General features: G+C 67.8%; 11 protein-coding genes and 3 pseudogenes. 4 read left to right on the top strand and 10 right to left on the bottom strand.

The window, feature by feature from the left end; genetic code table 11:
- Nucleotides 1–182 precede the first annotated feature (182 nt).
- Both IH68_RS0120880 and IH68_RS0120885 read left to right on the top strand, forming a co-directional pair.
- Nucleotides 183–2,108: a glycoside hydrolase family 97 protein gene (locus IH68_RS0120880; RefSeq protein ID WP_051833612.1), complete on the top strand. Its 1,926-nt coding sequence runs from the start codon at nucleotides 183–185 to the stop codon at nucleotides 2,106–2,108.
- A gap of 751 nt (nucleotides 2,109–2,859) precedes the next feature.
- Entirely contained in the window at nucleotides 2,860–5,082 is a 2,223-nt protein-coding gene (locus IH68_RS0120885) for an alpha-L-fucosidase (protein WP_420718999.1), read from the top strand.
- A gap of 311 nt (nucleotides 5,083–5,393) precedes the next feature.
- Here the strand turns inward: IH68_RS0120885 and IH68_RS0120890 are convergent, their stop codons facing one another.
- The 9 genes and pseudogenes from IH68_RS0120890 to IH68_RS49970 form a co-directional block, all read right to left on the bottom strand.
- The gene (locus tag IH68_RS0120890; protein ID WP_030937429.1) at nucleotides 5,394–7,445 is read right to left on the bottom strand and encodes a family 43 glycosylhydrolase; all 2,052 of its coding nucleotides are present in this window, start codon (nucleotides 7,443–7,445) and stop codon (nucleotides 5,394–5,396) included.
- Nucleotides 7,446–7,575: 130 nt separating this feature from the next.
- Nucleotides 7,576–10,689, bottom strand: a complete 3,114-nt coding sequence (locus tag IH68_RS0120895) for an RICIN domain-containing protein (RefSeq protein WP_037885014.1) — start codon at nucleotides 10,687–10,689, stop codon at nucleotides 7,576–7,578.
- Nucleotides 10,690–10,816: 127 nt separating this feature from the next.
- Nucleotides 10,817–11,057: pseudogene (locus IH68_RS59820) on the bottom strand (Zn-dependent alcohol dehydrogenase); the annotation flags it as partial.
- Between the two features lie 38 nt (nucleotides 11,058–11,095).
- A pseudogene (locus IH68_RS49965) lies at nucleotides 11,096–11,976 on the bottom strand (amidohydrolase family protein).
- A gap of 37 nt (nucleotides 11,977–12,013) precedes the next feature.
- Entirely contained in the window at nucleotides 12,014–12,361 is a 348-nt protein-coding gene (locus IH68_RS0120910; protein ID WP_030937433.1) for an L-rhamnose mutarotase, read from the bottom strand.
- Nucleotides 12,358–14,121 carry a hypothetical protein gene (locus tag IH68_RS0120915; protein ID WP_234341450.1) on the bottom strand — a complete coding sequence of 588 codons (1,764 nt, stop codon included), beginning with the start codon at nucleotides 14,119–14,121 and terminating at the stop codon, nucleotides 12,358–12,360. The genes IH68_RS0120910 and IH68_RS0120915 overlap by 4 nt, the downstream gene beginning before the upstream one ends.
- Before the next feature lie 144 nt (nucleotides 14,122–14,265).
- Complete coding sequence (locus tag IH68_RS0120920) at nucleotides 14,266–15,120, bottom strand: carbohydrate ABC transporter permease (RefSeq protein ID WP_030937437.1); 855 nt, start codon at nucleotides 15,118–15,120, stop codon at nucleotides 14,266–14,268.
- Between the two features lie 109 nt (nucleotides 15,121–15,229).
- Nucleotides 15,230–16,144: a carbohydrate ABC transporter permease gene (locus IH68_RS0120925; RefSeq protein ID WP_030937439.1), complete on the bottom strand. Its 915-nt coding sequence runs from the start codon at nucleotides 16,142–16,144 to the stop codon at nucleotides 15,230–15,232.
- Nucleotides 16,141–17,279, bottom strand: a pseudogene (locus IH68_RS49970) (ABC transporter substrate-binding protein). Before IH68_RS49970 ends, IH68_RS0120925 begins: the two are co-directional and overlap by 4 nt.
- Before the next feature lie 373 nt (nucleotides 17,280–17,652).
- Here IH68_RS49970 and IH68_RS0120935 point away from each other — a divergent pair.
- Nucleotides 17,653–18,450 carry a FadR/GntR family transcriptional regulator gene (locus IH68_RS0120935; RefSeq protein ID WP_030937441.1) on the top strand — a complete coding sequence of 266 codons (798 nt, stop codon included), beginning with the start codon at nucleotides 17,653–17,655 and terminating at the stop codon, nucleotides 18,448–18,450.
- A 193-nt stretch (nucleotides 18,451–18,643) separates the two neighbouring features.
- On the opposite strand, the gene IH68_RS0120940 is transcribed toward IH68_RS0120935, so the two are convergent.
- Nucleotides 18,644–19,981: a ferric reductase-like transmembrane domain-containing protein gene (locus tag IH68_RS0120940; RefSeq protein ID WP_420719000.1), complete on the bottom strand. Its 1,338-nt coding sequence runs from the start codon at nucleotides 19,979–19,981 to the stop codon at nucleotides 18,644–18,646.
- 420 nt (nucleotides 19,982–20,401) lie between these two features.
- Here IH68_RS0120940 and IH68_RS0120945 point away from each other — a divergent pair, with 420 nt between their 5' ends.
- Nucleotides 20,402–21,430, top strand: a complete 1,029-nt coding sequence (locus IH68_RS0120945; protein ID WP_234341452.1) for a LacI family DNA-binding transcriptional regulator — start codon at nucleotides 20,402–20,404, stop codon at nucleotides 21,428–21,430.
- The last annotated feature ends 128 nt before the right edge of the window (nucleotides 21,431–21,558 follow it).

Here is a 21,558-nt window from a genome sequence, read left to right on the forward strand (position 1 = left end):
GGGGCTTGTCGAGGTCGCAAGTCGCCCGGACTGTCCAGGATTTCGGACAAGTGGGCGGCATGTACGAGGGGGTTGACCTTTGGGTCGGGGGAGGCATACAAACATCGCGACGGTCAGAATCTGTTACTTGCTGGTTGAGTTTGTTGGAAACCATATCCAAGCGAGGTGGACCGACTGTGGACATGTCAGGGCGTCAGGAGCCTTCCCGCCGCAGAGTGCTCAAGGGCGCGGCCGTCACCGCCGCAACGGCCGCGCTGGGCATCGGCAGCACATATCCGGCCGAGGCCGCGGACGCCTCCGTCACCGCGACATCGCTCGACGGCACCACCAGCATCACCATGTCGCTGACGGGCGGCTCGCTCCGGTGGTCGGCCCGGCGTAACGGCGCGACAGTCGTGGCCAGTTCGGCCATGGGGCTGCGGCTGAGCGACGGAACCGCCCTCGGTACCGACGCAGTTCTGACGAACTATCAGCACTGGCACGTCGACACCACCTGGAACCCGTTGTACGGGCGCAACGCGACCGTCTCCGACGCCTACCAGGAGATGCGCTGGAACCTCCGGGACAACCGCACCTCCATCAACTTCGGTGTCCAGATCCGGGCCTACGCGACCGGCGTCGCATTCCGTTACGTCCTGCTGGACCCGGGCACGGCCACCATCGCCGACGAACTGACGACGTTCGTCTTCCCCGACGGCACACTCGTCTACAGCGCGCGGGACGAGGACGACTACAACCCGGTCGCGCCCGGCTCCATCCCGTCCACCGGAACCTCCTCCACGGACACCGGTCCCCTGACCGACCTCCCCCTCACCGCGACGTACAGTGGCGGGCTCATCGCCTGCGTCTGCGAGTCGGCCCGCATCAACTGCCCGAGGATGATGCTCAGTTCGGTCTCGGGACAGCCAAACACCCTCGCGACGTACCTGATGCGGCACACGGCCCGCGGCTCCGGAGCGGTCCAGACGACCTCCACCGTCACCACACCGTTCGCCACGCCCTGGCGCGCCGTGGTGATCGGCTCCACCCACGCCGAACTGGTCGACAACGCGGAGCTGGTGCTCAACCTGGCCCCGGCCGGCGCACTCGCCGACACGTCGTGGATCAAGCCGGGCAAGGTCTTCCGGTGCAATCTGACCACCGCGGACGGGCTGGCGGGCGTCGACTTCGCCGTCGCCCGCGGCCTGCAGTACATCGAGTACGACTCGGGGTGGTACGGCCCGGAGCACACCTCGACCGACGCCACGCAACCGATCTCCGCCATCGACATGCCCAAAGTCATCTCCTACGCCGCCGGCAAGGGAATCGGCGTCTTCCTCTACGTCAACCCCCTCGCAATGAGCAGCCCGGACAGCCTGTTCGCCCTGTATCGGAGCTGGGGCGTGGCGGGTGTCAAGCTGGGCTTCATCAACGACGGCACCCAGGCGATGACGAACCAGATCATCGCCTGGGCCAGGACGGCGGCGACGCACAAGCTGCTGATCGACATGCACGACGACGTGCGGCCGTTCGGCTACGAGCGGACCTATCCCAACTGGATCAGTATGGAGGGCGTGCGGGGCAACGAGCACTTCCCGACCGCCACCCACAACGTCACCCTGCCCTTCGCCCGCAACATCGGCGGGCCGATGGACTACACCATCTGCTACGGCCAGTCCCGCGACCGGACGACCAACGCCCACCAGATGGCGATGGCCGCCGTCTACTACCAGCCCCTGGACTTCCTGTACTGGTACAGTGCTCCCTCGCAGTACTCCACCCCCTCCAAGTGGCCCGGGCTGCCCTGGTTCGACGCCATCCCCACCGTCTGGGACCAGAGTCGGACCCTCGCCGGTTCGATCGGCGAGTACATCGCCGTTGCCCGGCGCAGCGGCACCACCTGGTACTTGGGGGCGATGACCAACGAGACCGCCCGAACCCTCTCGATTCCGCTGTCCTTCCTCGGTAGCGGCACCTACACCGCGACGATCTACGCCGACGGAACGCCGGGCAGCAGCCCGTACCAGACCCCCGTCGCCGTAAGCACACAGACCGTGACCTCGGCGACCACGCTGCGCGTAGCGATGGCCCCCGCGGGCGGCCAGGCGGTCGTCCTGAGCCATGGATGAGCGACCGTAACCTGGGATATCGCCGGATCGGGGCCGCCCCGGAGTCCTCGGCGTATCGCGTGCCTTGTGCCGGCTGGGGCAGCAGCTTTCCCAGTCGGTGGCCGTCACCCTGCGCAGTGCGGCCCTTCGGCTGACGCCTTCCCCCGCTGCGATGCGTGTGATCCTGCGGCATCACGGCTGTGTGATACCACGCCTGGCCCTCGGAGGGTCGATGCCGACCGGCAGGGCAGCCGCCGGGAGCGTCGACGCCTGGCGCGTAAACATGCCATGTTTAGGCAGGGAGAAAACGGAAGTTACTAAGCAGAAAGGGGCAAAAGTTTAGCCGAGAGGCGCTTTTCATCCCTGCACGCCCGTTGACACGGGCATGGTGAATGCCGCACCTTCATGCGTGACATCAGGCACACACAGCTCTGGGGTCTCCGAGAGGATCCGGGAACCGAAAGGGCACGCGGCGGTGCTGCGGTACGGGAACGGAGTGAGGACATGCCGTCGGGAAGCTGCTCCACGAGCCCCCTGGAGTCCGCAGACTCTGTCGCCAGACTCTGTCGCCGTTCGCAGCGGGTGACGCGCTCCATCCCCCCGGGCGCTCGCAGCAGACATCGTCGGCCCCAAGCCGTGGCGCCGCGTCAGCCGCCAGCTGATGGCGTCCGGTTCGGGGTGCGTCGCTTACGTCGCACTCACCGCCACCGGAAGTCCGCCCGCCTGGTCACCGGCCCTGGTCTCACACCACAGCTCTGACGGAGGTATCACCGTGATCAACAGACGCCAGTTTCTGGCGAGCGCCACGGGTGTCGCGGCGGCAGCGGTCGCAAGCAACGTCCTCGCAGCCGGCACCGCCCGTGCCGCGACCACGTACACCGCCACGTGGGCCTCGGTCGACCAGCACAACCCGTCTCCCGAGTGGTTCAAGGACGCCAAGTTCGGCATCTACTACCACTGGGGCGTCTTCAGCGTTCCGGCCTATGGGAACGAGTGGTATGGGCGCCGCATGTACATCAGCGGCGATCCGTGCAACCAGCACCACGTCGCCACGTACGGCGACCCGTCGGCGTGGCCGTACCACAACTTCATCAACGGCGCGAACGACCTGAACGGCAACTTCAACAAGTTCGCCCCGAAGCTGAAGTCCGCGGGCGGGAACTTCGACCCGGACGAGTGGGCGCAGCTCTTCGTCGACGCCGGCGCCCGGTTCGCCGGCCCGGTCGCCGAGCACCACGACGGGTTCTCCATGTGGAACAGCTCGGTCAACGAGTGGAACTCGGCTGTCAAGGGCCCCCGGCTCAACCTGCTCCAGCTGTTCACCGACTCCATCCGCGCCAAGGGGCTGAAGCTCCTGGTGGCCATGCACCACGCGTTCAACTTCAACGGCTTCTACGACCACGTGCCCGCGCAGTCCGACCCGAGCCTGCAGAAGCTGTACGGACAGTTGGGCACCACGGCCGAGAACCAGCTGTGGTACGACAAGCTCAAGGAGGTCATCGACCTCGCCCAGCCCGACATCATCTGGCAGGACTTCGACCTGAACAAGGTCGACCAGACGCAGCGGCTGAACTTCCTGTCGTACTACTACAACCAGGCCCAGGCGTGGGGCCGCGAAGTCGTCGCCACCTACAAGGACGGCTTGAACGGCCACGGCGAGGTCTTCGACTACGAGCGCGGCGGCCCCGGGGACATCACCGCCCCCTACTGGCTCACCGACGACAGCATCTCCAGCTCCAGCTGGTGCTACACGAACGGCATCGGCTACTACAGCATCCAGCAGATGCTGCACTCGCTGATCGACCGGGTCAGCAAGAACGGCAACATGCTGCTCAACATCGCCCCGATGGCAGACGGCACGATCCCCCAGGCCCAGAAGGACATCCTCCTCGGCATCGGCGACTACCTGCGCCGCTTCGGCGAGTCGGTCTACTCGACCCGGGCCTGGACCACGTACGGCGAAGGTCCCACGCACATGGGCGGCGGCGCCTTCACCGCCCCGAAGGTCGGAACGGCGCAGGACATCCGCTTCACCCGGAACAAGAACAACACCGTCCTGTACGCCACGGTCCTCGGCTGGCCGGGCAGCACGCTGACGATATCGTCGCTCAACTCGGCCCGGATCAACGCCAGTTCCCTGACCTCGGCGAAGCTGCTGAACTCCACCGCCGGCAGCTACACGGACCTGCCCACACCGACGCAGGACTCGGCCGGGCTAAACGTGACCCTGCCGTCGTCGTCGGCGCCGTTCGCCGCCCTCGCCTACGTCGTGAAGCTGACCTTCTCCGGCCAGATCCCGCCCCTGCAGCCGCTGTCCGGGGCTGTGCTCTACCAGGACGTCAACTACTTGGGCAACTCCTCCGTGCTCCAGCTCGGCAACTACACCGCCGACCAGTTGTCGCTCGCCGGCCTGCCGAGCCGCAGCCTGTCCTCGCTGAAGCTTGCCCCCGGCTACCAGATCATCGGCTACTCCGGTGACAACTTCACTGGCACCGCCTGGACCTTCACCGCCGACAACGCCGATCTGCGGAACACCGGCAACAACGACGCCGTCGTGTCGATGAAGGTGCAGTTCAACCCCTCGGCGTGGTTCAGGATCACCAACATCACCGACGGGCTCGCGCTGGACAGCGGCGGGAACGTCCCCAGCGGCTCCAACCTCAAGCAGTGGACCTGGAACGGCAGCACCAACCTGCAGTGGCAGGCCGTCGAGCTCGGCACCGGCTACTACAAGCTGGTCAACCGCGCCAACGGCATGGTCGCCGACGGCGGCGGCGCCACCACGAACGGCTCCCCGGCCCTGGAGGCGACCTGGACCGGCGGCAACAGCCAGCAGTGGCAGCTCAAATACCAGGGGGGCGACAGATACTGGATCGTCAACCGCGCCACCGGCCTCGTCCTCGACGGCGGCGGCAACGTGCCCTCGGGCTCCGTCACCAAACAGTGGTCCGGGAACAGCAGCACCAACGTGCAGTGGACCTTGACCAAGGTCTGAGCGGGCGGCTTCTGCGGGGGCCGGGGCAGTTGCTCCGGCATCGGGCAGGGTGACCTTGCGGGTGTTCCGTGCCGTGGGGACGAGTCGGCCGTTGCGAGCCCAGCAGCAGAGTTGCGAGGTGAGGCTGCTGAAGGGGCGCCCCGAGGTCCGAGGTGTCGTGCGATGTCGCGTGTGTGCATGGCCTGTTGGAGTCCCCAGCCAGGACCTGGCAGACCTGGCCCCGGCGACCGGAGGGGGCTCGGCCGGGATCGTGCGTACGGGCGAGGGCCGGTGGATGCACAGCGATCTCGCAGGCCGAACAACGGTTGAGGCTAGCCAGTGACGCGGTGGAAGGTCCATCGCTGGTTGGAGCCGCCGGTGTCGTGGTACTGGATCAGTGCGGGACCGTCGGCCGTACTGCCTCCGCTGACGTCGAGCACCTTGCCGCTGTTGCGGTTGACCACCAGGAACTCGCCACCGGTCTGCGGGCGCAGCTGCCACTGCTGGCTCGTCCGGCCGTCGGCGGTCGTCTGCACGACCCGCGCGCCGTCCGCCAACGAGGACCCTCCCACGTCGAGGACCTTGCCGCTGCTGACGCACATGATGGTGTGGTAGCCGTCCGACGTGGACTGGAAGGTCCACTGCTGGTTCGTTACGCCCTTGTCGGTCCACTGGAGCACGGCGGCGCCGTCCGCCCTGGAGGCGCCGGAGACGTCGGCGACCTTGCCGCTGCGCACGCTGACGCACTTGTAGGCCCTGGTGGGTGCGATGGTGTACTGCACCCAGTCCACGTCGACGTAGCCGGTGCCGTTGGGGTTGTAGGTGTAGAGCCCGACACGGTCGCCGCGGTAACCGCCCCACGTGAGCTGGTAGGTGCCACCGAACGAGGTGAACGAGCTCCCGTCGAGGCTGTAGGAGAACCGGCTGACCCCGTTGACGTCCCAGGTGGTGCGCAGCCACACGGCGTTCTGGGTGATCACCGGACCGTAGGCCAGGCTGCCGCCGACGTTGTGCGCGATCGTCGTGGTGGTCCCCGAACGCCGCACACCCAACCCGGCGTAGGTGGCCGCGTAGTGGCACAGCCCGGTGTGCTGGCCGTCGGCGAGGCCGGCCAGTTCGAGGCGGACGGTCACCGTCGCGCCGCCCGCCGTGCGCAGTGTGCGTTGGGTGAGGGTGTTGCCCACCTTGGTCAGGTTGTCGGCCGCGAGCGGTGTGAACGCCTTCAGCCGCAGGAAGCCGGGGCGTTCGGTCAGCGACCAGTGGTCCGCGCGCGGCTGGTAGTACCACTCCCACTGCGGCTTGAGGCGGGTGTCGGTGAACAGGTCACTGGCCACCACGGAGGGCAGCGCGTCGACCGGCGCACCGGGCGTGCCGCCGGCGGGCACCTGACCCGTCCACACCATGTTGCCTATGCCGTCCGCGCCCACCTGGCCCAGGATCGGCCAGCCGTCCACCCAGGTCACCGGCAGCAGGGACAGGGGACGCCCCTCCCAGTCGCCGTGGCCGTGATGGGTCACGAAGTACCAGTTGTCGTCCGGAGCCTGCACGAGCCCGCCCTGGTTGGGCTCGCGGTCCACCGAGACGTTGACGTGCTCCAACTGCCGGGTCTCGAACGGGCCGTAGAGGCTGGAGCCGCGGTTCATCATGAGCACCCGGCCCTCGGACTTCACCTCGCTGTACAGGTGGTAGTAGAGGCCGTTGATCTTGTAGAGCTTGTTGGCCTCGCTGCCCGGTGACTGGTGGATGACGGTGGACGGGCCGACCAGCGACTTCCCGTCCTCGGACAGTCGGAACAGGTGGATTTTGTAGCCGTCCGAGTAGTGCGTGGTGACCAGATAGCCCTGGCCGTCGTCGTCCCAGAACGGGCACGGGTCGTCCCAGCCGGAGGTCCGCCACACCGTCGTCAACGGCTCCCAGGGCCCGGTCGGTGACGGCGCCGACGTCATGAAGAAGCCTTCGTCGGGGGTGTTGAAGTACACCCAGTACCGCCCCGCATGGTAGCGGATGGCCCCGGCCCACACGCCGCGGCCGTAGCGGTTCATCCGGTCCCAGTTCAGCAGCGGTCCGATGCTGGTGAGATCGTCGACGGCGCCGCCCAGTGTCCGCCAGTTGACCAGGTCCTTCGAGTGCAGGACGGCCACGCCGGGCGAGTACCCGAACGTGCTGGTGATGCCGTAGTAGTCGGCGCCGACCCGGATGCAGTCCCAGTCGCTGAAGTCGCCCGGGAGGATGGGGTTGACGTAGGTGCCGTCGCCCTGGTCGCCCCATGTTCCTGCCGGAGGCACGGCTGCCGCCGCCGGGCTGGGGGGCAGCAGGCCCGGTAGCACAAGGGCCCCGGTGCCGACCGCGGCGAGTCGGCCGAGCTGTCGTCTGGTGATGTCCACGATGTCCGTCCTTGGTCAGGAGTCATCACTTGGATGGGCGGTGTTTCGGCGCGAGTACGCGGTACGCCGTGGTGGAGGTTGGCCGGGGACGGTGCCGGCCCGTGTTTCGCCGGCACCGTCCCCCAGGTCCTCAGTCCACGTTCACTGCCTGCCACAACTGGCTGTCGGCGTTCGTGTCCGTCGTCTGCACGAGCTGAGCGCCTGCTGCCGTCGACGAGCCGGACACCGCGAGCAGCTTGCCGCTGTTCACGTTCTTGATCTTGTAGTAGCCGTTTCCGGCGGCGACCAGGGTCCAGTGCTGGCTCGCACCGTTGTTGTCGGGCTGCTGGATGACGGTCGCGCCGTCCGCGGTGGACCCGTCGGTGACGTCGAGCAGCTGACCGCTGTTCTCGTTGACGATCTCGTAGCTGCCGCCACCGACCGCGGCCCACAGCCAGCGCTGGTTCTGCGCTCCGGTGTCGTTCCACTGGAGGACGTTCGCTCCGGCGGCAGTCGATGCGCCCGAGACGTCGATCGCCTTGCCGCTGTTCTTGTTGAGGATCTTGAAGAGCACGCTCGTGGCGGGGAAGGGGAGGGAGGCGAACGCGTCCAGGGCGCAGACGGTGTTGGAAGAGGCCGTGTTCTTCGTTCCGGCGCACACGACCTTGATCGTGTGGGGGCCCGCGGCGAGATCCGTCTTCTCGAACAGGGGTACCTGCTTCGTCACCGTCGAGGCATAGGCGTCGATGCCCGACTGCGCCAGGGTGCCGTCGACGTAGACGTCGACCTTGCCCATGTTCGGCTGTTTCATGCTGAGATACCGCACGCCCGAGCCGGTGAACGAGTACTGGACGTAGTCGCCCGCCCTGTTCGTGTACTTCTCGGATCCGTTGAAGTCGCGGGAGTCGTTCCAGTTCGACCAGCCGGAGGAGTAGGAGAGACCGGAGTCCTTGTCGTCGACGAAGGCATATCGCTGACGTACGAGGGACTTCGACGCGGGGGACGCGTTCCCCTGGGTGTCCACGACGTAGAGGCGGTAGTCGCCGGGCTTCGGCGGGACGGCGATGGTCGTCGCGGTTCCGGCTGCTTTCGTCATGGTGGGGCCGACGGCGAACGTCGTCGTACCGGAAGGAGCCAGCCAGAGAGCTTTGGTCGCGTCACCGAGGGCGCGGACCGGGATGGACGACACGCCCTTGCCGGTGAACGTGCTCGCGGGCAGGACGTAGTCCTGCAGGCCCAGGTTGCTGCGGGGGACGATGTCCTTGTAGGCGTTCTCCAGGCCGGAGTTCACGGCGATGTCGTAGGCCTGCGACGGCCACACGTTGTCCGGATACGCGTGCACGTCCTGGATGGTGCTGTTCGGGACGTTCTTGTTGGACATCTTGTTGACGGTGCCGTAGGTGTTGGTGATGCTCAGGTCGTGCTGCCGGCCCCAGGTGCCGGAGTTGATGGTGTAGGCCAGGCCCGGGTCGACGTCGAGCACGTTGTCGTGCTCGTTGAGGTAGGCGGAGCCTTCATCGGGGTGCATGCCGTACTTGTGGCCGGCCGGGACGCCCTGGATGTAGTTGTCGCTGATCTCGGTTCCCGGCTGGCTGCCCAGCGTGTAGATGGGAGCGGAGTCGCCGAGCACCTGCATCGTGTCGACGATCTGGTTGTGGCTGATGGTGTTGTTCTTCGCCGTGGTGGTCGGCACGCCCGGTTGGATCGAGTTCGCTGAACCGTCGAAGTTCCACCACCCCCAGCCGAGCGTGATGCCCGCCCACGGGGACTTCTCGATCCGGTTGTGCTGCACGGACAGGGAGTCGACGAAGTACGCCGACACGGGGCTGGACCCCTCGAACAGCACCGCGCTGTCGTAGAGGTAGTTGTCCGTGATCGAGATGTTCTTGCAGACTCCCTCGACGTTCGCCGGGTACTTCTCGTGGTTGGTCGAGGTGTAGTCCCCGATGTACACGTGCTGGGGATGCCCCACCGTGATGGCGGATCCGGCGATGTCGTTGACGTAGTTGCCGGTCAACTGCGTGTCCGTCACGTCGTTGACCATGTTGATCCCGTCGGCGCCGGTGTGCTGCACCGTGTTGCGCGAAAGAACGATCCCGTCGGCGTTCTCGATCTGGATGATCCCCGGCGGCAGGTCGACGTTGCGGTAGGTGTACGCGTGGAAGTTCTTCCTCGCGTACACGGTCGAGCTCGCGTTGCCCTGCTGGCCCTGCCGGAAGACGGAGCCCGCGACATTGACCAGGTTCCAGTCGGAGTGCTCGACCGTAAGCCCGGAGAACGTGATGTTCCGGGCGTGGTCGGCCGTGGACGTGCCGGCGATCCTGATGAGGGTGGACACGTTGTTCGGCGCGAACACCTGCGCCGACGTCATGTCCTCGGAGCCGGCCTTGTAGTAGTACAGCGTGTGCTTCGTCTTGTCGAAGTAGAACTCGCCCGGCTGGTCCAGGAATTCGTACGCGTTCATAAAGGTGTGGGTGCCGCCGCCGGCGTTGAAGTTGCCGTTCGGCGGTCCCTGGGCGATGGCGGCACCCGGCTGCTGGAACAGGGCCACGCGATTGGCGCCGTCGGAGCTCGTGGTGATCTGGCGGACTCCCACGATGGCCGTGGTCCAGGTCGTCGCCGATTTGATCTCCACGTCGTCCTGGTTGGAGGCGACGGCGGGCAGGTCGGAGAGGCTGTACTTGGCTCCGTCGCACTGCGAACCCGACTCCCAGGCCCAGGGAGCCTGGCCGGCCGTCACGGTGTAGGTCCCGTAGCACCCGGCCGAGTTGATCGTCTTCGAGGCCATCTGGGCGCGCTTGCCGTTGACGTAGAGCGCGCGGAGCTTGTTGTCGCGGTTCAGCGGGGCCTTCCAGATGTTCCCGCTGTGCTGTGTCCAGCCGGTGACCTGAACGCCTCCGTTCAGCACCGGCTTCTCGTTCTGGTAGGCGGCGTACACGACATGGTGGCCGTTCGTCCCGGAGTCGGCCGGCGTGAAGCTGATGGTGTTGCTCACCGGGTAGTTGCCGCCGCGGAGATAGACGTCGATGTCTCCGGTCATGTTGCTGTTGACGGTGCGCACGACGTCCCGTGCGTGCTGCAGGGTCTTGAACGGGGCTGTGATCGTCCCGGGGTTGGCGTCGTCGCCGTCGGGGGCGACGTAGTAGGTCGCCTGAGATGCGGCCGAAGCCTGGGTCGGCGTCGTGAGGGATGTCAGCAGCACCGCGGAGAGCGCCGTCGCAAGCACTGCTGACAACTTGCGGATGGTGGAGGTGGCGGGCGTCATAGTCTGCCCCTCCTGTTGTTTCGGACGGTTGGGGAAGCAATCATGTGGCGGCTCCGGAGTGTTGTCGGTGTGGTTGACGTGGCGTGGGCTGTGCAGTCGCTCGGTCGGGCGGCACAGGTGGTCGTGGCGCAGCAGGAGACAGGGCCAGGGGGTGGGGCAGCCGTACGAGGGTGGAAGCAGGCACCGTCCAGCGCACGGTCACCGCGTCGCCTCTATCGCCTCAGCACGGCAGGCATGCGCACCCAGGCGTCCAAGTCGCCGTGGACGCTGTGCAGATCGGTGCCGTGGATACCGACATGGGCGGGGGCCGGCTCCACCTCACCCGGACCGGGCGGCGAACCGGCCGCGTAACGCACGGCGAGGGTCATCGTCTTCTCCAGAGTTCCTTCAGCAGGAGCATCGACGGTCAGCGGCAGCCGGGAAGGCGGTAGAAGGCGGTCGCGGTGCCGGCGAGGAGCGCGTGGATCTCGTTCTGGGAACAGTCGGTGAGCAGTTCGTCCACGGTGGCGGCCCAGCGGTTCCAGCCGCCGGCGAGGTTGGCGACCGGCCAGTCGGAGCCGAACATCAGCCGGTCCGGGCCGAAGGCGGTGATCAGGATGTCCCAGACCGGGCGGATGTCGGCGGTGGTCCAGCTGTCGTGGTCGGCCTCGGTGATCAGTCCCGACAGCTTGCAGACCACTTGCTCGTGTGCGGCCAGCCGTTGCACCTGATGTCGCCAGTCCGCCAGTTCGTGCCGGGCGATGTCCGGCTTGCCCGCATGGTTGAGTACTTGGGGCAGCTCGGGGAAACGCTCGGCCAGGTCGACCGCCTGGTCGAGCTGGTGGCTGCGGACCAGTACGTCGTAGGAGAGCCCGCGGTCCCTGACCACCGTCAACCCCCGCTCCACGTCCGGGCGTTGCAGCCAGCCCGGGTCTCGCCCTGGACGAGATGGCGCAGGGAGCGCAGATACGCGCCGCCCGGTCCGGCGAGCAGCCGGTCGAGCACCTCGCCGATAGCCGGTGACGTCAGGTCTGCCCAGCCGACCACCGCCTCGATCAGCGGCTCCTGCTCCGCGAGGGTGAGCAGGTCCTCGGTCTCGGGCACGTCCGGCATGCACTGCACGGCCACCGTGCCGTGCAGGTGACGGCCCGCGATGGGACGGGTCGCGGTGGAGCGCAGTTCGCCGGAGGTGAAGGTACGGCTGATCGATGCCAGGGCGGGGTCGTCGAGCCAGGGCTGTGGACGCCGGTCGAGGTCCCACAGATGGTGGTGCGCATCGATGAGGACGGGGGCAGGGGCGGTGGTCATGGCGGGTTCCAAGTCGGGTCGGTCTGGCGTGGGCCCCTCAGTCGGTGGCGTCTTCGCCGGGCGGGCGGAGGTGCCAGATCTCGGTCAGTTCCGTCCACTGGCGTGCGTCGCCCCGGTCGGGCCAGGGTTCCTGGCAGGGGTCGGTGAGTTTCCACCATTGCTGGGTTTCGGGGTCGATTTCGAGGATGGCCATGTCGGCCTCGAAGTCCTCGCCGTGGTACTCGAAGTAGGCGAACAGCACATCGCTGTGGAGGAAAATGCTGTAGTTGCGGATGTTCGACCGGTGCAGGGCGGCTTGGACGCCGGGCCAGACGGCCGAGTGGAGTTCGAGGTACTCCTTGCGGTGCTCGGGTCGGAGCCTGATGGTCTGGGCTACGCGCTTCATGCGGTTTCTCCTTCCGCGCCCGGTGAGGGCGGGGCGGCCGGGGTGTCGAACGGGGTGCGGTAGCTGGGTGTGTTGGCGCGCAGCTGGAGGCGCAGGGTGAGCTTGACGCGGCTTGAGGCGGGCAGACGGACCATCAGGAAGGTGCTGTCACAGACCTGCTCCGACTCGGTGACGACGGGCTCGGTGTGGCCGTAGTCGTACATGTCCCCGATCCAGGTGTCGTCCTGGCAGGTGGTGTACCGGACGGCGGTGATGGTGTGCTCGGCGAAGGCGCCGGCCTGGACGATCACCGAGTGCTCGGTTTCGGGGGAGAGGTTCACCAGCTCGACGGTGGTCGCTTCGGGATCGATGGAGGTGACCAGCGCGGCCACGTCCGGCGGCAGGCCGGCCCGGCGGGCCTCGGCGTCGTGGTACCGCAGCCGGGCCTGCTGCAGGCCGCCGTTGTACAGCACCTGGGGACCACCCCAGGTCAACTGCACGAGGGCCTCGGTGACCACGGGGTTGCACAGCTGCCACACGTGGATGTCGGCCTCGGGCACATCCAGGTCGCGGTAGCGGTCGATACGCCGCAGGCGGTGGCGGACCTGGGCCTGGGCGGTGGTTAGGATCCGCTCGGGGTAGCCGGGGTCGTCGCCGGCGAGGAAGGCGAACCAGGCCTTCTCGTGCCCGGACTCCTCCTTGGCCCGGAACGGCCGGACGGTGCGCCAGTCGATGCCGTCGGCCTCACGCAGCCCCTCCAGCCGGGCGCGGTCGGCGTCGGAGGCCGTGTGGTGCCACAGGGCCACCGGGACCGGCGGGGTGGCAGGGTTGTAGTCGAACCAGCCCGAGTCGTTGTGCCGGAAAGGCAGGTGCGGAGTGGGGGTGTGCATGTCGGGGCCGAGTTCGACCGCCCACTTGGAGGGGAGGCTGGAGTCCGCCTCGGTGTGGGGCATCACCTTGCCGCGGCCGATGAGGGCGTCGAGCGAGGTCGCGACCATGGAGAGGTAGTCGTCGTCGCCGGTGACCGTGGCCGCCGCGAGCGCCGCCACACAGGCCGCGTGGCCCACGCTGTGCCAGCCGTGCGGCCAGGACCAGCCGTAGTGGCCGCCGTACCAGCGGCCCTCCAGCAGGCTGCCGACGACGCCGTCCGGACCGGCGTTGTCCGGGATGAGACCGCCGTTCGCCTCGGTGCGCTCCCGCCACGCGCCGACGTACTCGACGATCCAGTCGCGGTAGCGGTCCTCGCCGGACAGGATCCAGGCGTTGAGGACGAGTCCGGCAGCGGCGAGATTGACCGCGGTGTCGCCGACGCCCATTCGATCCCGCATCTGGGCGCCGAGGCGCGGGTCCGAGGAGAGTGGGTACGGGCCGCCGTCGGCCTCGGGGATCCAGTCGAGGGGGAAGCCGTACGTCTGCGCTTCCTTGAGCAGCCACGGGTAGACGTCGCCGTCGAACAGACCTGTTCGGTCGGGGTCGCTGCCGTTGTGCGGGCGGGTGATGACGCGGTGCTCGGGGTCGTAGTTGCCCTTGGCCGGGTCGACGTACAGCTCGGCAAAGCGCAGGGCACGTTCGGACCAGCGGTCGGGGGCGGCCATGCACAGGAAGTAGAGCAAGAGCAGGCTCTCGCCCTGGTGGAACCAGTCGTAGCCGCGCTCGAACTCGTCGTGCAGCATGCCGAGTTCGGTGAGCTGGCGGGTCACGCCCTCCCAGTGCTTCTCACTGGCGGGCAGCAGATCGTCGGCGCCGCCGAGGAGGTAGAGCTGGGGCCAGTTGAAGAACACCTCGTAGAAGGGACCGGCCGGCCGCAGGGGGCGTCCTCGGCCGAGGTGCGGTCCGCAGAGCTGTGGTCCATGGGAGATCTCCGTTCGGGTGGGCGGCAGGACGGCGCACGCCGGGGACGACGGCCGGGCGGTCGGGACGGGCCGCTATTCCTTGGTGGCGCCGGCGAGCATCCCGCTGACCAGGAAGCGCTGGGCGAAGAGGAAGACGATCAGCACGGGCGTGATGGCGACGAGCGTCGCCAGTGCCAGCTGCGGACGCTGGATCGCCAGGTCACCGACGGTCGGATTGAAGGACGGGACGTTGCTGAGCAGGGTGCCGACCCCCACCTGGATGGGCATCTGGCTGCTCTCGGGGAGCATGACGTACGGCAGGAAGTAGTTGGTCCAGTTGGCGACGAAGCTGAAGAAACCCACGAGCGCGATGACCGGGGTCGCCAGCGGCAGGGCGATGTGCCAGAAGACGCGGAACTCCGAGCAGCCGTCCATCCGTGCCGCGGCCAGCAGGTCCTTCGATACGGCCGTGGTGAAGTAGATGTACGTCAGGTACACGCCGAACGGGTAGAACGAGTACGGCAGGATGATCGACCACATCGTGCCGATCAGGTGCACCGCGTTGATCTCCAGGAACAACGGCACCACCAGGGTGGCGTTCGGCATGAGCATCACGACCAGGGTGGCCACCAGCAGGGTGTGCCGACCACGGAACTCGGTCATGGCCAGGGCGTATCCCGCGGGAACGGCCACACCGAGAGTGATGACCAGCGAGATCACCGCGTAGAGCGCGGAGTTGCCGAGCCACTGCATGACGGCGTCGTCCTGGAACGCCCTGAGCGCGTCCCAGTTGGCCTTGAGCGCGTGGAAGGAGCCGAAGGACAGCGGGTTGTCGTGGACCAGCTGCTGGTCGGTCTTGGTCGCCGCGAGGACGAGCCACAGCACCGGCAGCACGAAGAACACGACGAACACCGCCAGTACGGTGCCGGTCTGCAGCTGTGACGCCACGTGCCGCAGGGGACGGGGACGCCGCCGCTCCGGAGCCCGGTGATGCGTTCGGCTCATGACGCTCGGTTCCCCTTCCGCATGTGGGACGGCGACCGAGATGGCAAAGGACTTATTCGGCATCGAAGAACCCCGACCGTGCGACGAAGACGGCGGCGACCGACACACTGACGACCAGGAGCTCCACCGAGACGGCGGCCGCGCCGTTGATGTTGTTCATCTGGAAGGCGAAGTCGTACGTCAGCTGGTTGAGCGAGTAGTCGCGTCCGGCCACGCCCACGCTGGCGAGGGAGAGCAACTGGGGCTCGACGAACAGCTGGGCGCCGCCCGCGAACGCCAGGATCACCATGTACACGATCCACTTGCGGAGCATCGGGATCTGCACGTGCCAGGCGGTCTGCCAGGCGCCCGCACCATCGATGCGCGCGGCTTCCATCACGTCCGTGGGGATGTTGTTGAGCGCGCCGTACATGACGACGATCCAGCCGCCCGCGCCGGTCCAGAACGCGATGATCGTGAACAGCAGGGGCAGGTTGCCGGGCGCGATCACCTCGCCGAAGGTCTGGAACCCCAGCACGCCCAGCAGCGATCTGACCGGGCTCACCGTCGGGTCGAGCATGAACAGCCACACCAGCACGCTCGCGGCGCCGGCGAGCGCTCCGGGGATGTAGTAGAGGAAACGCAGGGCCTTGCCGGCCGGCCCGGAGGCCAGGCTGTGCAGCAGCAGTGCCAGGGCCACCACGAACACGACGAGGGACAGCAGCCAGAAGGCGAGGTAGACGGCGACATGGCTCACGGCGTCCAGGAAGCGGAAGTCGTGTGCCGTGCTGACGAAGTTGGCGAAGCCGGTGACCGTGCCGCCGGCGTCGGTGAAGGCGAAGTAGACCGCGTAGGCAGTGGGGAGCACGCCGAAGGCGACCAGCAGGACCACGTAGGCGGCGACGAAGGCCATACCGGCCCGGCTCTGCCGGGCGGTGCCGCGAGGGCGCCGGGTGGCAGAGCCGGCCCGCGAGTGGGTGAGGGTCACTGCGAGACCTTGTATCCGTTGGACTTGGCGTACTTGACGATGGAGTCCTGCCAGGCGGGCAGCATCGAGACGACGCTCTTGCCCTGGGTCAGGGCCGGCTTGACGGTGGCGGCCCAGATCGCCTCCTGGCTGAACTGGCCCGAGCCCCAGCCCGGCCAGACCTGGGAGGACGCGGTCTTGAGGGCGTTGAGGTCACTGGCGAAGTAGCCGGAGGCGTTCTGCCCCTTCAGCCAGACCTCGGCGGCCGGTGCGTACGCGGGGAAGCCCGGCGCCTTCTTGCCCTGATAGGCGTTGTCGGCGGTGACCCACTTCAGGAAGTCGGTGGCCGCCTTGACGTGCTCGGAGTGCTTGGACAGCAGCCAGGTGCCGCCGCCGACGTTGCCGGTGGACGGCGAGGTCTCACCCTGCCACTGCGGCATGGGCGCCACCGCGATCTGCTTGCGCCGCACTTGCTCGCCCACAGGTAGATCTCGGGGGTGAAGGAGTCGCCCGCGTCGCCCACCAGGTAGCCGGGGTGCTCCTTGGCCACCTTCTCGCCGAGTTGCTGGTACTCCTCCCAGGTCGTCGGAACCTGGTAGCCGAACTTCTTCAGCAGCGGCGCGTTGTACCAGAGCACTGCCTGCGAGAGGTCGTTGCGCAGACAGTAGACGGTGCCGTTGACGGTGCAGACGTCGTTGGCGCCGTCGGCGAAATCGGTCAGGGTCGCGGTGGGGATCAGGCCCTTGTTGAGGGGCGCGGCGAAGCCCGCGTCGACCGCCCAGGTCACCTCGTTGTTCTGGGAGCTGAAGACGACGTCCGGCCAGCCCTTGTGGGTGCGGTTGAAGAGCTGGACCTTGGTCTGGAGATAGTTGGAGCCGTTGGCGTCGCCGTCGTAGGTGACGATGTCCAGCTTCACGTCCGGGTGCTGCTGCTGGTACAGCTTCGCGGCCTCCACACGGGTCGCGTCCACCCAGACGGTCAACGCACCCTGCTTCTGCGGCACCTGGGCGAAGCCGTCCTTGGTCGTCGTACCTGTGGTGCCGCCGCCGCAGGCGGTCAGGGTCAGCGCCGCGGCGGCCGCGCAGCCGGCCAGCAACGCCCCACGACTCTTGCTGGACACCCTCTCCCGGCCGGACGAAGGCTTGTTGACGGTCATGTGCGACTCCACTGGTTTCGCAGGGCGCCCCGAGTGGATGAGCAGGTGGGGCGGGGATGGGCGACGCCGGCCGTACCGGTCGGGCGCCGAGGACCGCGGACGGCCGTCCCGCTTGCCGTCGCGGAAGAAATTAGCCGCCTTATTCAGGGGCCCGTCAAGGGTTTGTGCAGCCTTCTTCTCGGCGATTTGCGTGTGGCACGGCAAAGCAGAAGCAAGAAACACCCCAAAAGTCACCGTATAAAGTAGTTAGAGACCCCGCTTCATGATGTGGATCTACTGGCTTGATGAGTACGACTCATTGACGCTTGGGATACGATGAGCGCGGCTCCACAGCGATCAGCCGCCCAGTTGCGTCAGCCAGGAGGCAGGACAGATGAACGACACGCCCGCGGCCCGGACGGCCTCGCCGGCGCAGCCACCTCCCGTTGCGGCGGCAGCGGTGAACGGCGCGGACACGCGGCCCGACTACCGGCCCGGCTACGAGGTCGTGGCGGAGCGGATCCTCGAGTTCATCGCCGAGGCCCGGCTGGTGGCAGGTGACCGGCTGCCCACGGAGAACGATCTGGCGCAGAGGCTGAACACCAGCAGGGCGGTGGTGCGGGAGGCCGTGAAGATCCTTTCGGCGCTCGGCCGGGTCCGGGCGCACAAGGGGCGCGGACTGTTCGTCGCGGACGACGAGGGCATGCTCCTCACCAGCCGCTGGGGCGGCTTCTTCCGGCCCGTCGACCTCGATCACGTGCTCATGCTGTTCGAGTTCCGCCGGGTACAGGAGACGGCCGCGAGCAGTCTGGCCGCCACCCGTGCCACGCCCGCCGAACTGCGGACCATCGAGGTTGCCGTGCAGCAGTGCCGGCACGGGTTCACCCATGGTCAGGTCGACGTGTTCAACCAGGCGGACGAGGACTTCCACATGGGCGTCGCCGTCGCCTCGCACAACGCCTTCCTCGTCAGCGCGGTGCGTGACGCACGACGACTGCAGCGGCAGTCCAGCGCGATCGGCATCCACGACACGCTCGGTGAAGGCACCGAGTCCGCGGTCGTGGAGCACGAGGTGATCTACCGGGCCATTCGCGACGGCCGGCCCGACGAGGCGGCCGAGGCCACGGCGGCACATCTCGACAGAACACTCGAGGACTACCGGCGGGAGATCCAGCGACGCCTGTTCGGTTAGGTGACTGACACGATCGTGGGGCCGGGGCGGCCACCGCTTTCCGAGGCAGAAACCCGGGTACATCGGCGTATCGATGTCGTCGACCACGGGACACCGCTTTCCTGCCGGGAAGCAGGAGCCCCTCCTTCCCGGCAGGAAAGTCAGTCACCAAGCACGAGCCGAGGCTCCGTTCGCGCCCGTCGGCCCCCGCACGTCAGGCCAGGCCGAACCGCTCGGCGTGTACTTGCCGTTGGGGGACCTCCAGCCTGCGGAGGGTGCTGAGCACGGCAGAGGTCATCGCGGGCGGGCCGCACACGTAGACGTCGCGTTCTGTTACGTCGGGGACCAGGGCACGGAGACTGTCCGGCTCGAACGGCGATGCCCCCTCCCCTCTGGTGCCGGTGAGCAGGTGCAGCCGCCCGCCCCGGTCGGCGACCAGGTCCCGTACCTCGTCGACCAGCACGGCGTCGCTCTCACTGCGCACCCGGTAGAGCACGATGACGTCGCCGGCCGATTCCTCCTCCAGCAGGGCTCGAATCGGCGTGATGCCGATGCCTCCGGCGATCAGCAACGCACCGGACCGGGTTCGGTGCATCGAGGTGAACGCGCCGTACGGACCCTCGACGAACGCGCGGCTCCCGACGGGGAGGTGCCGCAGGCCGGCGCTGGTGCTGCCGACCGCCTTGGCGGTCAGGCGCAGCGTTCGGCCGTCGGGTGCCGCCGACAGCGAGAACGGATTCGCCAGCCACCAGTGGTTGTGCCCGGGGAACCGCCAGATGCAGAACTGGCCGGCCCGAGCAGGCAGCCTGTCGAGGTGGCGGCCGGTGACATGCACCGACACCACGTTGTCCGACTCCAGTACCACCGCCGCGACCTCGAATCGGTGGTGGACGTTGCGCCACACGGGCATGACGAACCGCCCCGTGACCAGGGCACCGAATGCGAACAGCCACAGGGCCCACCAGTAGATTTTCGCGGGCGCGGAGGAACTGAACGTCGTGGTCTCCTGCAACTGGTGGACTAACGCCAGCCCCAACGCCACGTACAGCAGCAGGTGCAGGCCATGCCAGACCTCGTAGCGCAGCCGCTGCCTCACATACCGGGCGGAGACCACTGCGACCACGACCACGACCGCCGCGGCGCACATCCCGAGCAGGGAGGCCGGCACGTCTGCCAGTGAGAAGAACGTCTTCGTCATCGACGTGTGACTGAGCCGCGCGAACCCCAGCACCACCAGCACGGCATGGCTGAGGATGGTCCACAGCAGGGTGAAGCCGACCCACCGGTGCCACACCGTCAACCTGTCCATGCCGATACGGCGGTCGAGCCACGGCAGCCGGGCCACCAGCAGCAACTGGAACAGCATCAGCACGGCGGCGTGCAGGCCGAAGAACTTGGCGACCGTGAGGACCCCGTTCTGGCCGGTCCCGGCGCTGAGGAACAGGACCTCGACGATCATCAAGTTGACGATGACAAACGTCCACAGCGCCCGGCGCGCCGCAACGACCGGAGGTATGGTGCCTTGCCGCACCTGGGTATATGTCGCTTCCACCGCTTCCTCTTCTTGTCTTATGACCCATTCGCGCCCGGCCTGCGAGATCGCGAGAAGCCGGGCGGCCTTGAACCTGTTCCGGCCCCGTTCGGCGCAAGAACAGAGAGTGCCGCTTCTGCCTGGCTGAGCCGAGGCGTGGCGGCCTGGGCGGCTGTACCGGTAACAGCCACCGTGAGGGCGCCTGGCGCGGTCGCGGCGAGAAACGTCCGGCGGTAAGGCGGGCCTCCTGCGGGCGTCGCAGAGGTGCCGTCGAAGGCGTCCGGCATCTGAGTGACTCCTCACCCGGCGGCCGGCCTCGGTCGCCTTCGCCGGGCAGGCTGGTTGATTAAGGTCTTAACCACAAGCCGTCGCAGGGTTGTTGGGAAACATGGGGTGCGCATGACGAGCTCGCGTGTCTGGCGGCGTCCCACGCTGGATGCCGTGGCCGCACGTGCTGGTGTGTCCACGGCCACGGTGTCGAACGCGCTCAACGGCACCGGGCGGCTGTCCGAGGCGACCAGGCAGCGTGTGCTGGCCGTGGCACGCGAACTCGGTTACGCCCCCGCCAGCACGGCCCGTGCCCTGGCCCGTGGGGGGACCGGAGTGCTCGGCCTGACCATGACCACGTACGGCGACCTGCCCGTCCCGTACACCGAGATCCCGTACTACGCACAACTGGTGCTGGGCGCCATGGCGGCGGCGCATGAGCGCGGCTTTCTGCTCCAGGTGATGCCGAGTTCGATGTCACCGTGGATGTGGCTGAACACGGCGATGGACGGCGTCATCCACGTCGCCCCGCGCGCGGACGACCCGGTGGGTGCCATCCTGCGGGAGCGCGGCATACCGATGGTCACCGATGGCCGGCCGCTCCAGCCGCACTGGTACGACGCGTGGGTCGACACGGACCACGAAGTGGGCCTGGGCCTGCTGCTCGACCACCTCACCCAGTCCGGCGCCCGGCGGATCGGGCTCTCCCTGCCCCTGCACGACGACGCCTACCCGCGCCTGATCGCACACGCCTACCGGTCCTGGTGCGACGAACACCGCATGCCCGCCCTCGTGGAGGAGTACGCCGCACTGCCCGACTACTTCACGTCCGAACAGGACGCGGTCGGCCGGCTGCTCGACCACGGTCCACGACCGGACGCCGTCATCGGCGTGTACTCCGACTCCGGTCACAACATCCTCGCCGCCGCTCGCCGCCACGGGCTGCGGGTGCCGCGGGACCTGCTGGTGGCGTGTATCAGCGAGGATCCGGACTACGCGACGACCACTCCGCCGGTCACGGCGCTCAGCCTTCGCCCGGACCGGATAGGCGCCGAAGCTGTCGACCTGCTGATCGCCGTCATCAACACCCGCAGCGGCGTGGAGCGGCGTCGGCTCGTGCAACCCGTGCTGGCTCCTCGCCGGTCCACCCGGCGCCCGGCGACGGATGCACGACGAAGAGGACGACCGGAGTGGATCCAGTGACCGCTGGAGTCCTGCCACGCCCAGCCGCCGCGGCACCGGCCTGATACGGCACAGCGGCGGCCTCGGCGCCGTGGGCGGAAGCCGCGGGCCGTGCACCATGTCAGCGCCAAGGTGCTCCGGCCCGCGAC

The sequence above is a fragment of the Streptomyces sp. NRRL S-646 genome, assembly GCF_000720765.1.
Taxonomy (GTDB): Bacteria; Actinomycetota; Actinomycetes; order Streptomycetales; family Streptomycetaceae; genus Streptomyces.